The sequence below is a fragment of the Peteryoungia algae genome, assembly GCF_030369675.1.
Taxonomy (GTDB): domain Bacteria; phylum Pseudomonadota; class Alphaproteobacteria; order Rhizobiales; family Rhizobiaceae; genus Allorhizobium; species Allorhizobium algae.
In genome coordinates this window covers 2,263,123-2,276,174 of sequence record NZ_CP128477.1, presented here as the reverse complement: position 1 = coordinate 2,276,174, position 13,052 = coordinate 2,263,123, and the positions used below count along the sequence as shown (strand labels likewise).

The window sequence follows — 13,052 nt, the reverse complement described above, 5'->3', positions numbered from 1 at the left end:
ATGCGACGTCTGATCCGGGCAATCTGGTCGATGATCGACATCCTGATGGCTGTCATCCTCGCGGCCATGATCGCCCTCGTCTTTGCCAATGTGGTCCTGCGCTACGGCTTTTCGTCGGGCATACGGCAATCCGTCGAGTTGGCCCGACTGTGGTTCGTCTGGGTCGTCATGCTGGGAGCCGCGGTAGTCTTGCGCCGTGGCGAGCATCTCGCTGTCGCCGAGTTCTCCGAATCCCTGATGCCAAGGGCGGTGCCGATCCTGCGCCGCATTTGCTGGGTCGTGGTGCTCATCGCTGTCGGAATGCTGTTCATCGGTGCGCTCAATCAGACGATCGCGAACTGGAACAACCTGTCTCCGCTCACGGGCCTTCCGTCCGGCCTCTTTTATCTCGCTGGTGTCGTTTCGGCCGTTCTGATGGCCTCGATCGCCGTTGTTCGTTTCATCGATCCGATGAGCGTTGATGCCCGCCTTCCGGAGGATACCAAGGAATGACACTCATCCTGTTCCTCGGCGTTTTGTTTGTCGCAATCCTTGCCGGTCTTCCCGTCGCCTTTGCCCTCCTGCTTTCTGCCATGGCACTCATGCTGCATCTGGGCACGTTCAGCCCGGATATCCTGGCGCAGGGGCTGATCAACGGCGTGGACAGCTTTCCGCTGCTTGCCATCCCCTTCTTCCTCGTGGCTGGCGAAGTCATGTCCAAGGGTGGGCTTTCGGAGCGGATCGTCCGGCTCGCCATGACGCTTGTCGGCCACAAGCGCGGCGGCCTCGGCTACGTCGCCATCCTGACCGCGATCGTTCTGGCCGGGCTATCCGGCTCGGCCGTCGCGGATGCCGCGGCCCTGGTCGCGATCCTCTATCCCATGATGCGCAAGGCCGGCTACCCGGAAGGCCGCAGTCTGGGATTGCTGGCCTCGGGCGGGATCATCGCGCCGATCATTCCACCATCCTTGCCGCTGATCCTCATCGGCGTTGCCGGCAATATCTCCATTGCCAAGCTGTTCATGGCCGGCATCGCGCCAGGGATGATGATGGGCGTAACGCTCATGGCGGTCTGGTCCTTCATCATGCGCAAGGAGCAGATCGAGACACTGCCGAAGGCGAGTGGCAAGGAACGGCTTGCAGCCCTGAAAGATGGTATCTGGGCGCTGCTCCTGCCGGTCATCATCATCGGTGGCATACGCTCCGGCGCCTTCACGCCGACCGAAGCCGCAGTGGTGGCCGCTGTCTATGCGATCGTTGTTTCGACGGTTGTCTATCGTGCGCTCACCTGGAAGATCCTGCTCGAAGTGCTGGTCACGGCCGGGCGTTCGACCGCCATGGTCATGTTCCTCGTGGGTGCGGCCATGGTCGCCGCCTGGCTGATCACGGTTGCCCAACTGCCGCAACAGCTGGCTGTAATGCTCCAGCCCCTCATCGACAGTCCGCGCCTTCTGATGCTGGTCATCATGCTGATCGTGCTTGCGGTCGGAATGGTGATGGACCTGTCTCCAACCGTTCTGATCCTCGTGCCGCTGTTTATGCCGGTGGTGAAGATGGCGGGCATCGATCCGGTCTATTTCGGACTGATGTTCATCCTCAACTGCTCGATCGGACTTCTGACACCCCCGGTCGGTACGGTGCTCAACGTCATCTGCGGGGTCGGACGCGTGCCAATGAGCGTGGCGGTGCGCGGCGTGATGCCATTTCTCTTCGCCTACGCCACGCTGCTCGGCCTATTCATCATCTTTCCACAACTCATTACCGTTCCCGCCAAATTCCTTGGCGGGTGAGACTTCACAACAGGGAGGAGCCTGACATGAAAATCTTGAAAATGCTTGGACTGGCAACCGCAATCGCCTTCACCGGCGTTTCGGCTCATGCCGAAACAGAACTGAAACTTGCCCATGCCGCCCCCGATACCGATCTGCAACAGACCCTTTCCGTCTTCTTCAAGGAGCAGGTCGAGGCCCGCACGAACGGATCGGTCAAGGTGACGATCTTCCCGCAGGGGCAGCTCGGCAACGACCAGGCAATGATCGACGGCGCCCGTTCCGGCATCATCGACATCGTCATGACCGGTCTCAACAACCTGACCGGCCTGGTGCCGGATGCCGGCGCCTTCGAACTGCCCTTCATGTTCCCCAGCCGTGAGCTTGCCTACAAGGTTCTCGACGGCGAGGTCGGGCAGGGAGTATCCGCCCAGTTCACCCAGCACGGTCTGAAGATGCTCGGCTATCCGGAAAACGGCTACCGCAACATGACCAACAATCGGGGTCCGATCCGCGTGCCGGCCGATGTTTCCGGGCTCAACATGCGCGTCAACAACTCCAAGGCCCTGAACGACATGTTCGCGGCCCTCGGCGCCAATCCGACACAGCTGCCGGTCGCCGAACTCTACACCGCACTTGAGACCGGTGTGGTCGATGCACAGGATCATCCAATCGGCATCGTCCTGTCGTTCAAGTTCAATGAAGTGCAGAAGTATCTGAGCATGACGCAGCATGCTTACTCCGCGCTCGCGCTCGCCATCAACGACGCCAAGTTCAACGGTCTGACTGCCGACGAGCAGAAGGTGGTCCTCGATGTGGCTGCCGAGGCTGTCGCCATGCAGCGCAAGTTGGCGCAGGAGAAAGAGGCGTCGATGATCGCTGAGCTGCAGGCCGCCGGCATGGAGGTCAACACGGATGTCGACGCTGCCGCCTTCCAGGCCGCGGTCAAGTCGGTCTGGGATGGCTATACCGCTGCGAATGGCGACACTGTCGTCAATGCGGTGCTTGCCACCCAGAAGTGAAGCCTTGAATGCCAATGAAAGGGGCGCGGTCAACGCGCCCCTTTTTTGTATGCAATCAAGGGCTCGACAGGCGACGCATCAGAATGGGTTCAAGGGCGATGGTCGCGGGATCTGACTGCCTGCCATCGAGCACTTCGAGGATGAGATCGGCGGCGCGTTTGCCGATCTCGCGCGGCTGGGGGTCGATCGTAGTCAGCGACGGCACGCAGATCCCGGCGATCTCATAGTCGCCAAAGCCGGCGACGGCCATCTGCCCGGGCACATCGATGCCGCGCCTCTGGCATTCCGTCAGGGCGCCAAAGGCGGATAGGTCGGATACGCAGATGACGGCCTGTGTGTCCGGAAGCGTGTCGAGCAATCGGCCCATGGCATCGGCGCCCTCTCTCATGGAGATCGGCGGTGTTCCCGCTGCGATCAGCCGGTCGGCGTCCAGGCCGTGGGCCTGCATGGCCGCGATGAAGCCGGCGCGGCGATCGGTGCCGCGGGTGTCGCGATCGGCATCGCCGCCGATAAAGGCAATCCTTGTGATCTTGGCTGACACGAAGTGGTCGACCATGGTGCGAACTGCGGCTGCGTTGGAGAAGCCGACGACATGGCCGACAGGATCGTCGGGCAGATCCCAGGTCTCGATGACTGGGATGCCTGCATTTTCCAGCAGACGCCGGGTGCGCGGCGTGTGGCGGCCGCCGGTGACGACGATCGCTTCCGGGCGGCGGCGGAGCAACTGCTCGACCAGCCGTTCTTCTTCCTGAATGTCGTAATCGGTGTAGCCGAGCAGGATCTGCAGGCCGCGTTCCTTCAGCCCGTCCGACAAACCCCTTACGGTATCGGCGAAGTTCGCATTGTTGATCGACGGGATCGTGACGGCGACAAAATCCGTGCGCTGTGAACGCAGGTTCGAGGCGGTGCTGTCGAAGACATAGCCAAGGTTATCGGCTGCTTCCAGGATCGCGCTGCGTGTCGCATCGCTTACCGAGGAGTCACGCTTGAACGCCCGGCTGACCGTCATGGGCGAGACGCCCGCGAGGCGGGCGACATCGGCCATGGTCGGTGCTTTGCGGGGCGTGCTCATACCACTTTGTTATCGTTATCTCTGGTGAAAATCCAGTCTCGCCGACAAGGCCTCACACGGGTCCGTATTCGTGCGCCGTTGTGACGTGATGATGGATCTTTCCGGTAAAGAATCGTGCCAGTACGGACTCGGTCGCGGCTCTTGCCTCGCTGCGAATGGGACTTGCAAGGGCAGCGTCGACGCTCGGCAGATCGGGATAGCTGATGGCGAGGATCATCGGGTATTCCGGTGCGCCTTCATCGCGGCTTTCCGCAAAGGTGACGCGGACGGAAAGAGCGCCGGGGAAGGCCCGCCATTTCGGCAGGATCTCGGCGAGCACGGCGGCGCGAAACGCCTCGGACTGACCTTCGTTAATCTGGCCATCGAAAAGTGCGTAGCGGGTGATCATGGGGCAAGCTCCTTGTTGGGTCCCTTGAAATATTCCATCAGTGCGGCCTGGTCTTCGCCGCCGAGGCCGGCGGCCGTCAGCATGCGGTGGACTTCGGCGCAGATCGCGGTGAGCGGCATCGAGGTGTTGCTCAGTCTTGCCAGGTCCTGGGCTGCATTCAGGTCCTTGACCATGTTGTCGATGCGGCCGGTGCGGCGATAATCCCGGGTGGCAAAGCGCGGCATGTATTCCTGCAGCAGTGCGCTGTCGGCCCGGCCACCTTTCAGCGCCTGCGGGATCTTCTCGACATCGACACCAGCTGCTTCGGCGAGGGCGGTTGCCTCCGCGACAGCAAGGAAGCCAAGGCCGCAGAGGACCTGGTTGATCATCTTGGTGGTCTGCCCGGCACCCGGGCCACCCATATGGGTCTGGTTGCCGGCCAGCTTCGACAGGATGCCCTGCGTTTCCTCCACATCGCCTTGCGCGCCGCCCTGCATCAGGGTGAGCTGGCCGATCGCTGCCTTCGGGATGCCGCCGGAGAGCGGGCTGTCCACCCAGCGCAAGTCACGGGTCGCGCCTTCCGTTGCGAGCGCCTTGGTGGTCTCGGGGTCAATCGACGACATGTCGATGATCAGCGTGCCCGGCTTGGCGCCGTCCGCAACGCCCTGTGGCCCGAAGACAGCGGCGCGGACGATGGCCGCGGAATTGAGCGAGAGGATCACGGCCTTGGCCTGGCTTGCGGCCTCAGCAGCGGACGAGGCCGCCACAGCCCCTTTTGCAACGAGCGCCGCAATCTTTTCCGGATCGCGATCGTAGACAATCAGATCCGTTCCTGTTTCGGCGAGGCGTGCGCCGATTGCGCCGCCCATGGCGCCGGCACCGATCAAGGCGATTTTGTCAGTCATTGCGGCTTCCTCCGAGCGTGGACAGGACCTGTCCGACGATGGCTTCCATTGGTTGTTCAATCGCCACTTCGATTGCCTCGTCGGGCCCCGGTCGTTCCAAGGTGGCGAACTGGCTGTCGAGCAGTGACAAGGGCATGTAGTGGCCGGCGCGTGATGCCATGCGGGATGCGATGAGGTCGCGGTCTCCTGCGAGATGGACGAATGTGACGTCTCCCCCGGCGCCCGCACGGATCCGGTCACGATAGGCCCGTCGAAGCGCCGAGCATCCGATGATAAGCGGCGCCTCGTTCCTCAAGGTTTCGGCAATCCGGTCGAGCCAGGGCCAGCGATCGTCATCAGCAAGCGGTGTTCCCGAGCTCATCTTTCGAACCGCTTCGGCGCTGTGGAGGTCGTCGCCGTCCTGGTAGGGAATGTCGAGTTGTTCGGACAAGGCCGCGCCAACGGTCGACTTGCCGCAACCCGCGACACCCATGATGACGAGGCGCAAGCTCATAGCGATGCCGTGATCCCGCCATCGACATAGAGGATATGTCCGTTGACGAAGCTGGACGCGTCGGAGGCGAGGAAGATGCAGGCGCCCTGCAATTCCTCGACCTTGCCCCAGCGGCCGGCCGGTGTGCGTTTTTCCAGCCAGGCCGAGAAGGTCGGGTCTGCAACCAGGGCTGCATTCAGCGGCGTGTCGAAATAACCGGGCGCAATCGCATTGCAGTTCAGGCCGTATTTTGCCCAATCGGTGGCCATGCCCTTGGTCAGGTTGCCGACCGCACCCTTGGTGGCGGTGTAGGGGGCAATGGAGGGGCGGGCGAGGGCAGTCTGGACGCTTGCGATATTGATGATCTTGCCGCGTCCACGGGCGATCATGTGGCGGGCGACAGCCTGTCCGACATGAAAGACGCTGGCGATGTTGGTCTGCAGCAGACGCTCGAAAGCATCTGCCGGGAAGTCTTCAAGCGGCGCGCGATGCTGCATGCCGGCATTGTTGACCAGGATGTCGATCGCCTTGCCGGACGTCTCGTAGGCATCAACGGCAGCGCGCACGGCCTCATGGTCGGTCGCGTCGAATGCCAGCGTGTCAGCGCCCTCGATCCGGGCGGCCGCATCTTCCAGCTTCGCCGCGTCACGTCCGTTCAGGATGATGTCGGCGCCAGCCGCCCGCAGGCCTTCTGCCAGCGCAAAGCCGATCCCTTGCGAAGATCCCGTGATCAGGGCGCGTTTGCCCTTCAGGTCGAACAGGTTCAGTGCCACGCCTTACTCCTTCTGTTTTCGCTCTCGACAAGCGGTGTTTGATTTGTATATGTTATCGATAACAATCGAAAGTCAAGCATTCTTGGGGAGACACCATGACCAAGCCCGACATTCTTCAGATGGGACCCTATCCGGACTGGGACCAGGTTCCGCTGGAGCAAAACTTCCACATGCACCGCTATTTCGAGGCCTCAGACAAAGCAGGCTTTCTGGCCGAAGTCGGTCCGAAAATCCGCGGTATTGCAACCCGCGGCGAACTCGGTGCGAATGCTGCCATCATTGCGGCCTGCCCCAATCTCGAAGTCATTTCGGTCTATGGCGTCGGCTTTGATGCTGTCGATCTGTCTGCCTGCCGCGAGCGCGGGATCCGGGTGACGAACACGCCCGACGTGTTGACCAACGACGTCGCCGATCTCGGGGTCGCAATGATGCTCGTCCAGTCGCGCGGGATGATCGGCGCCGAGACCTGGGTAAAGGACGGGTCCTGGGCGGCCAAGGGCCTCTATCCGCTGAAGCGCAGGGTCTGGGGACGCAGGGCAGGGGTGCTCGGTCTCGGGCGGATCGGCTATGAAGTTGCCAAACGTCTCGCCGGTTTCGACATGGAGATCGCCTATAGCGATGTTTCAGCCAAGGATTTTGCCGGGGATTGGGAATTCATCGCCGACCCCGTGGCGCTGGCTGCCCGCTCCGACTTCCTCTTTGTCACACTGGCGGCCTCCGCTGTGACCCGGCACATCGTCGGGCGAGACGTGATCGAGGCGCTGGGGCCGGAGGGTATGCTGATCAATATCAGCCGCGCCTCCAACATCGATGAGGACGCTCTGCTCGACGCTCTCGAGGCGGGCAAACTCGGGTCTGCTGCGCTCGATGTCTTCGAGGGCGAGCCCAACCTCAATCCGCGCTTTCTCACCTTGCCGAATGTACTGCTCCAGCCGCATCATGCCAGCGGTACGTTGGAAACGCGCCAGGCCATGGGCAAGCTCGTCCGTGACAATCTCACCGCGCATTTCGCCGGTGAAACCCTCCTTACTCCGGTGCTCTGATGAAAGCCATTGTCATTCATGCCGCCCGTGATCTCCGGGTTGAAGATCGTCCGGTTGAAGAAGCCCAGGCAGGCCAGTTGCGACTGAGCCTGGCGACGGGCGGAATCTGCGGCTCCGACCTGCATTACTTCAATCACGGCGGTTTCGGGGCTGTGCGTCTGCGCGAGCCCATGATCCTCGGACACGAGGTTTCGGCCAGGGTCGAGGCGATCGGTCCCGGCGTTTCGGGTTTTGAAATCGGACAGCTCGTCGCCGTTTCTCCCTCGCGGCCCTGCGGTCACTGCCGGTTTTGTGCAGAAGGCCTGCAGAATCAGTGCCTGAACATGCGCTTTTATGGCAGTGCCATGCCGTTCCCCCACATTCAGGGCGCTTTCAGAGAAAGCCTGGTGGCAGACGCCTATCAATGCGTCGACGCCACGGGCCTTTCCTCGGGCGAAGCTGCCATGGCCGAGCCGCTGGCCGTCACCCTGCATGCCACAACACGGGCGGGCAGTCTCTTCGGCAAGCGGGTTCTCGTCACCGGTTGTGGGCCGATTGGCGTGCTCTCGATCCTTTCGGCGCGTCGGGCCGGTGCGGCAGAAATCGTCGCGACCGATCTTTCCGATTTCACTCTGGCGCTGGCGGCCAAGGTCGGGGCTGACAGGGTGATCAACACGGCGAAGGAGCCGGATGCTCTGTCTGCCTATGCGGAGGACAAGGGCACCTTCGATGTGCTCTACGAATGCACGGGTGTAGCCGCAGCCCTTGCCGGCGCCATTCCTGCCCTGAGGCCGCGTGGGATCATCCTCCAGCTTGGCCTGGGTGGCGACATGACACTGCCGATGATGGCGATCACGGCCAAGGAACTCGAACTGCGTGGCTCCTTTCGCTTTCATCAGGAGTTTGCGACCGGTGTGGAACTGATGCGCAAGGGGCTCATCGACGTGAAGCCGCTGATCACCCATACTGTATCGCTGGCCGAGGCAGAGAAGGGCTTCCTGCTCGCCTCGGACCGGAGCCAGGCGATGAAGGCGCAGATCGACTTTTCGGCCTGAGTGCCCGGATCGTCCAGGGAGGATTTCATTCATGTCGTTTTTCGAAGTCATCGATCCGGTGTTTGCGACCTATGTGCTCGGCAATGCACCGCTAAAGCGGCTGGCGACGGGGTTCGACTGGACGGAAGGGCCGGTGTGGTTCGGCGATGCCGGCTGCCTCCTGTTCTCCGACATTCCCAACAACCGGGTCGTTCGCTGGAGCGAGGATGGCGTGACCACCTATCGCCAGCCTTCGAACTACGCCAACGGTCACACCCGGGATCTACAGGGGCGGCTCGTCAGTTGCGAACATGGAACGCGCCGGGTGACCCGCACGGAATGGGACGGGTCGCTCACCGTTATCGCCGACAGCTTTAAAGGCAAGCGACTCAACAGTCCGAACGACGTCATTATTGCGCCTGACGGATCGATCTGGTTCAGCGATCCGCACTACGGGATCATGACGGATTACGAGGGGGCCAAGGCGGAGCAGGAACTGCCCTGCTCGGTCTATCGGGTCTCGCCGAACGGCAGGATCGAGGCCGTCATTACCGACATGCAGGGGCCGAACGGTCTCGCCTTCAGTCCGGACGGCAGCCGTCTCTATGTTGCGGATACAGGCCGGATGTTCTCTACCGATCCGCAACATATCCGGGTCTTCGACATGGTCGATGGCCGGCCGGTGAATGATCGGCACTTTCACGCAGTCACGCCCGGCTGCGCCGATGGCATGCGGGTCGACAGCGACGGGAACCTGTGGTCGTCTGCAGCCGACGGCGTTCACTGCATCGCGCCTGACGGGCATCTCATGGGCAAGATCCTGGTTCCGGAAGTGGTGTCGAATATCTGCTTTGGCGGGCGCTCCAAGCACCGCCTGTTCATTACGGCGACCACGAGCCTCTACTCGGTCGTGCTCAATCGGCGCGGCATCCAGACACCGTAAAGCCTGCTATTGCCTCAAACTGTTTCGCCCGGGACGAGCCGCGTCGGAACGAAGGTGATGGTCTGCACCGGCTCACCCTTCAGCTTCGCCACCAGCGCCTCCGCCGCGGCCTTGCCAATGGCGGTCGTCGGCACGACGGTTGTGGTCAGGCGCTTCTGAAGGATCGAGGCCGCTTCCATGCCGCCCCAGCCGGCAATGCCGATGTGCTCGGGTACGCTCAGACCACGCGACTGGCAGAAGGCGAGCCCGCCGATCGCCATTTCGTCATTGTGGAAATAGACCACGTCGAAATCGTTCTTTCGGCTGAGCAGGGTCTCAAGGCCGTAGTAGCCGGCATAAAAGCCCGGCGCGTCGTGCAGCATTTCAGCATCCACCAGCGGATGGCCGGCACGAGCGAGGGCGTCACGAAACCCTTCAAACCGTGCCTGTCCCATCACATCGGAGCGGGCGAGTGCGCCGACATAGCCGGCCTTTCGACGGCCACGCGCCAAGAGATGCCTGGCCATTTCGGCGCCACAGTCGGCGTGTGAGAAGCCGACAGCCATGTCGATCGGGCTCGTGGTCAGATCCCAGATTTCGACGACAGGCATGGCCGCGCTGCGCAAGAGTTCGATCGTCCCCGGCGTGTGGTGGCGACCCGAGAGAATGAGACCCGCCGGGCGCCAGCTGACGACCTGCCGGATCCAGGCTTCTTCTTCCGACATCGAGTGATCGTTGGCACCAATGATCAACTGGTAGCCGAGGCGGCCCAGGGCCCTGTCCACACCATCGAGCACATGGCCGAACAGGCCGGATGTCAGGCGCGGGACGCACATGCCGACGAGCGTTTCGGCCTGATCTGAGCCGAAGGCGGCGGCCAACCGGTTAGGCACGTAACCCAGCCGCTCGGCGATCTCCATGACCTTTTGCCGTGTCTGATCGGAAAAGCCGGATCCATCGCGGAGCACGCGGCTGACCGTCATCTTCGAGACGCCTGCGGCGCGGGCGATATCCTCGAGATTGGCCTTCACGTGAGCTTCTCCGCCGGAGAATGATGAGCGGCGCAATTCATGTTATCGATAACTTTCTTCTTGACTCGGCAATTGATGGCGATAGGTTAGTTACGTTACCGGTAAACCTGACGCAAGATCTGGATCCGGCTCGGGAGGAGATACATCATGCAACCGTCCGCAGACGGCCTGCTCTTCGATCGCATCGTGAAATCCTTTGGTGGCACACAGGCCCTAAAGGGTGTTTCACTGAAGGTCGAGCGCGGCGAAATCGTCGCCCTGCTCGGTGAGAACGGAGCCGGCAAATCGACGCTGATCAAAGTCCTTGGCGGCATTCACCGCCCCGACGAGGGCGGCGTGTTTATCGACGGTACGCCCTATGCGCATGAGGCCGGCAAGGCCGGTGGCCAGAGAGTGGCCTTCATCCACCAGGACCTTGGTCTGATCGAGTGGATGAGCGTTGCCGAGAACATCGCGCTTTCGCTCGGCTACGTGAAGAAAGGTCGTCGGATCGACTGGACGGCGACGGAAGCTTTGGCTGACAAGGCGCTTTCGCTTGTCGAGGCCGACTTTTCGGCGACCGCGCGCGTCTCCGGTCTGACCCGAACACAGAAGTCTCTGGTCGCCATCGCGCGGGCATTGGCTGCCGATTGCGATTACCTCGTTCTTGACGAACCGACCGCCAGCCTTCCGGCAGACGAAGTGGAACGGCTGTTCGCGGCCCTGCGTCCGCTGAAGGCGCGTGGCGTCGGCATGATCTATGTCAGTCACAGACTGGACGAGATCTTTCGGATCGCCGACCGGGTCGCCGTTCTGCGCGATGGCCAGATGGTCGGAATGCGCGACATTGAACATACGACACCAGAGGAGCTGGTTGGGCTCATCGTCGGCAGAAAAGCCCGCGAAATTGCCCGGCCCGCCATCCTCGAGGGGCCGTCCATCCTGAAAGTCTCTGGTCTGGCGACGAATGCCGTCGGTCCTGTCAGCTTCGAGATAAGGCGTGGGGAACTTCTCGGTCTTGCGGGACTTCGCGGCGCCGGTCACGAGGACGTTGGTCGGGCCCTCTTCGGCCTCATCCCGCATGCGGGAAAGATCACGCTGAACGGTGTCGCACCGGACTTGAAAGACGCGGGCGCTGCCATGCGTTCCGGGATCGGTCTCGTCGCGCGCGATCGCGTCGCCGAGAGTGTCGCGCCGGGGCTCACCATCCGGGAGAATGCATTTCTCAATCCGTCCGCTACTGGCCGGCGCCTGCTGAGCCTCTTGTCACCCAAGGCAGAAGACGCTCTCGCTGAAGAGCTCGGTCGTCGCGTGGGGCTGTCGCCGAATGACCCGACACTTGCGATCGAGGCGCTTTCGGGCGGCAACCAGCAAAAGGTCGTGGTGGGGCGCTGGCTCGATTCCGAGCGTCGCCTGCTGATCGCGGAAGACCCGACCGCCGGCGTCGACGTGGGAGCCAAGGCTGAAATCTACCACCTTCTCTACCAGGCTCTCGCAAGCGGCATGGGCGTCCTCGTGGTGTCCACCGATTTCGAGGAGACCGCCAATATCTGCCATCGCGCGATCGTCTTCAGTCGTGGCCTGCCCGTGGCCGAACTGAGTGGCGTCGAATTGTCAACCGAATCCCTGATCCAGGCCGCATCGGCCGGTGAAGCCGCCTGAGGACCGCCATGCCCGGTATCCAATCCAACGCCGTCGAACCCACAAAGGACGAATTGCGGGGCCTTTCGCCCGGCCGCAAGCTCGTGCGTCTCGCGCCCACCTATGGGCTCGTTATTCTGATGTTCGGCCTTATCCTGCTGTTCTCGATCCTGTTGCCGACAACTTTCCCGACCATGCTGAATGTCAGGGCCATCCTTTCCGACAAGGCGATCATCGCGCTTCTGTCGCTCGCGGCCATGATCCCCATGGTCGCCGGACGCATCGATCTCACAGTCGGATACGGCATCGTTCTCTGGCATATCCTGGCGATCAGCCTGCAGACGCTGTACGGATTTCCGTGGCCGGTCGCAGTGGCCATCGTGCTCGTGCTCGGCGTGCTGATCGGCGCACTCAATGGCTTGCTGGTTGAAGTCGCACGGATCGACAGCTTCATCGCGACGCTCGGGACGGGGACGGTTCTTTATGCCGTCGCGCTCTGGCATACTGGTGGCCGCCAGATGGTCGGAGCCCTGCCGGATGCCTTTTACGCGATCAACGGCACCTTCGTGTTCGGCCTGCCGATCACCGCAATCTACGTCCTGATCATTACCTTCGTGCTCTGGATCGCGCTCGAATACACGCCGGTCGGCCGCTATCTCTATGCAATCGGTGCCAACCAGCGGGCAGCCGAGCTCAACGGCATTCCGACGCGTAAATTCGTCATCGGCGCCTTTGTCATATCAGGTCTGATGACCGCACTCGCAGGCGTGTTGCTCGCCTCGAAGCTCAGAATAGGGCAGGCCTCGGTGGGTCTTGAATTCCTGCTGCCGGCACTTGTCGGCGCCTTCCTCGGCTCCACCACCATCAAACCCGGACGGGTCAATGTCTGGGGCACCATCGTCGGCGTCATGATCCTCGCCGTCGGTATTTCCGGCATCCAGCAGTTTGGCGGGAGCTTCTGGGTGGAGCCGCTGTTCAACGGCACGACCCTTTTGATCGCCATCGGGATCGCCGGTTACGCGCAAAGAAAGAAAGGCGCGAAGTCGAAATAACTGCATTCAGCT

The 13,052-nt window shown here is 62.1% G+C and carries 14 protein-coding genes; 8 read left to right on the top strand and 6 right to left on the bottom strand.

Features of this window, described 5'->3' with window-relative positions; translation table 11 throughout:
• Genes QTL56_RS11015 through QTL56_RS11005 form a run of 3 tightly spaced genes read left to right on the top strand, consistent with a single transcriptional unit; the run spans position 1 to position 2,770 of the window.
• Complete coding sequence (locus QTL56_RS11015) at positions 1-492, top strand: TRAP transporter small permease (RefSeq protein ID WP_245135674.1); 492 nt, start codon at positions 1-3, stop codon at positions 490-492.
• Positions 489-1,769 carry a TRAP transporter large permease subunit gene (locus QTL56_RS11010; protein WP_229574861.1) on the top strand — a complete coding sequence of 427 codons (1,281 nt, stop codon included), beginning with the start codon at positions 489-491 and terminating at the stop codon, positions 1,767-1,769. Before QTL56_RS11015 ends, QTL56_RS11010 begins: the two co-directional genes overlap by 4 nt.
• A 26-nt stretch (positions 1,770-1,795) precedes the next feature.
• Positions 1,796-2,770, top strand: a complete 975-nt coding sequence (locus tag QTL56_RS11005; protein ID WP_245135676.1) for a TRAP transporter substrate-binding protein — start codon at positions 1,796-1,798, stop codon at positions 2,768-2,770.
• A 55-nt stretch (positions 2,771-2,825) separates the two neighbouring features.
• On the opposite strand, the gene QTL56_RS11000 is transcribed toward QTL56_RS11005, so the two are convergent.
• The 5 genes from QTL56_RS11000 to QTL56_RS10980 are packed head-to-tail and all read right to left on the bottom strand — an operon-like array spanning position 2,826 to position 6,359.
• A complete protein-coding gene (locus QTL56_RS11000) occupies positions 2,826-3,842 on the bottom strand; it encodes a LacI family DNA-binding transcriptional regulator (protein ID WP_245135678.1) in 1,017 nt (338 codons plus the stop codon).
• Between the two features lie 52 nt (positions 3,843-3,894).
• Positions 3,895-4,230 (bottom strand): hypothetical protein, encoded by a 336-nt coding sequence (locus tag QTL56_RS10995; protein ID WP_245135679.1) that lies wholly within the window; start codon positions 4,228-4,230, stop codon positions 3,895-3,897.
• Entirely contained in the window at positions 4,227-5,114 is an 888-nt protein-coding gene (locus tag QTL56_RS10990) for an NAD(P)-dependent oxidoreductase (protein WP_245135682.1), read from the bottom strand. The genes QTL56_RS10995 and QTL56_RS10990 overlap by 4 nt, the downstream gene beginning before the upstream one ends.
• Positions 5,107-5,607: a gluconokinase gene (locus QTL56_RS10985; protein WP_245135684.1), complete on the bottom strand. Its 501-nt coding sequence runs from the start codon at positions 5,605-5,607 to the stop codon at positions 5,107-5,109. Before QTL56_RS10985 ends, QTL56_RS10990 begins: the two co-directional genes overlap by 8 nt.
• Complete coding sequence (locus tag QTL56_RS10980) at positions 5,604-6,359, bottom strand: SDR family oxidoreductase (RefSeq protein ID WP_245135686.1); 756 nt, start codon at positions 6,357-6,359, stop codon at positions 5,604-5,606. Before QTL56_RS10980 ends, QTL56_RS10985 begins: the two co-directional genes overlap by 4 nt.
• Positions 6,360-6,454: 95 nt before the next feature.
• On the opposite strand from QTL56_RS10980, the gene QTL56_RS10975 reads away from it, so the two are divergent.
• From QTL56_RS10975 to QTL56_RS10965, 3 genes are read left to right on the top strand one after another with little or no spacing between them, the layout of a single operon-like run.
• The gene (locus QTL56_RS10975; RefSeq protein ID WP_245135688.1) at positions 6,455-7,402 is read left to right on the top strand and encodes a 2-hydroxyacid dehydrogenase; all 948 of its coding nucleotides are present in this window, start codon (positions 6,455-6,457) and stop codon (positions 7,400-7,402) included.
• Positions 7,402-8,436, top strand: coding sequence for an L-idonate 5-dehydrogenase (locus tag QTL56_RS10970; RefSeq protein ID WP_245135690.1), 1,035 nt, complete (start codon positions 7,402-7,404; stop codon positions 8,434-8,436). The genes QTL56_RS10975 and QTL56_RS10970 overlap by 1 nt, the downstream gene beginning before the upstream one ends.
• A gap of 31 nt (positions 8,437-8,467) precedes the next feature.
• The gene (locus tag QTL56_RS10965) at positions 8,468-9,358 is read left to right on the top strand and encodes an SMP-30/gluconolactonase/LRE family protein (protein ID WP_245135692.1); all 891 of its coding nucleotides are present in this window, start codon (positions 8,468-8,470) and stop codon (positions 9,356-9,358) included.
• Between the two features lie 14 nt (positions 9,359-9,372).
• Here the strand turns inward: QTL56_RS10965 and QTL56_RS10960 are convergent, their stop codons facing one another.
• A complete protein-coding gene (locus tag QTL56_RS10960; protein ID WP_245135694.1) occupies positions 9,373-10,368 on the bottom strand; it encodes a LacI family DNA-binding transcriptional regulator in 996 nt (331 codons plus the stop codon).
• A 147-nt stretch (positions 10,369-10,515) separates the two neighbouring features.
• On the opposite strand from QTL56_RS10960, the gene QTL56_RS10955 reads away from it, so the two are divergent.
• Positions 10,516-12,009 carry a sugar ABC transporter ATP-binding protein gene (locus tag QTL56_RS10955; protein ID WP_229574848.1) on the top strand — a complete coding sequence of 498 codons (1,494 nt, stop codon included), beginning with the start codon at positions 10,516-10,518 and terminating at the stop codon, positions 12,007-12,009.
• 8 nt (positions 12,010-12,017) lie between these two features.
• Positions 12,018-13,040, top strand: a complete 1,023-nt coding sequence (locus QTL56_RS10950; protein ID WP_229574847.1) for an ABC transporter permease — start codon at positions 12,018-12,020, stop codon at positions 13,038-13,040.
• Positions 13,041-13,052 lie beyond the last annotated feature (12 nt).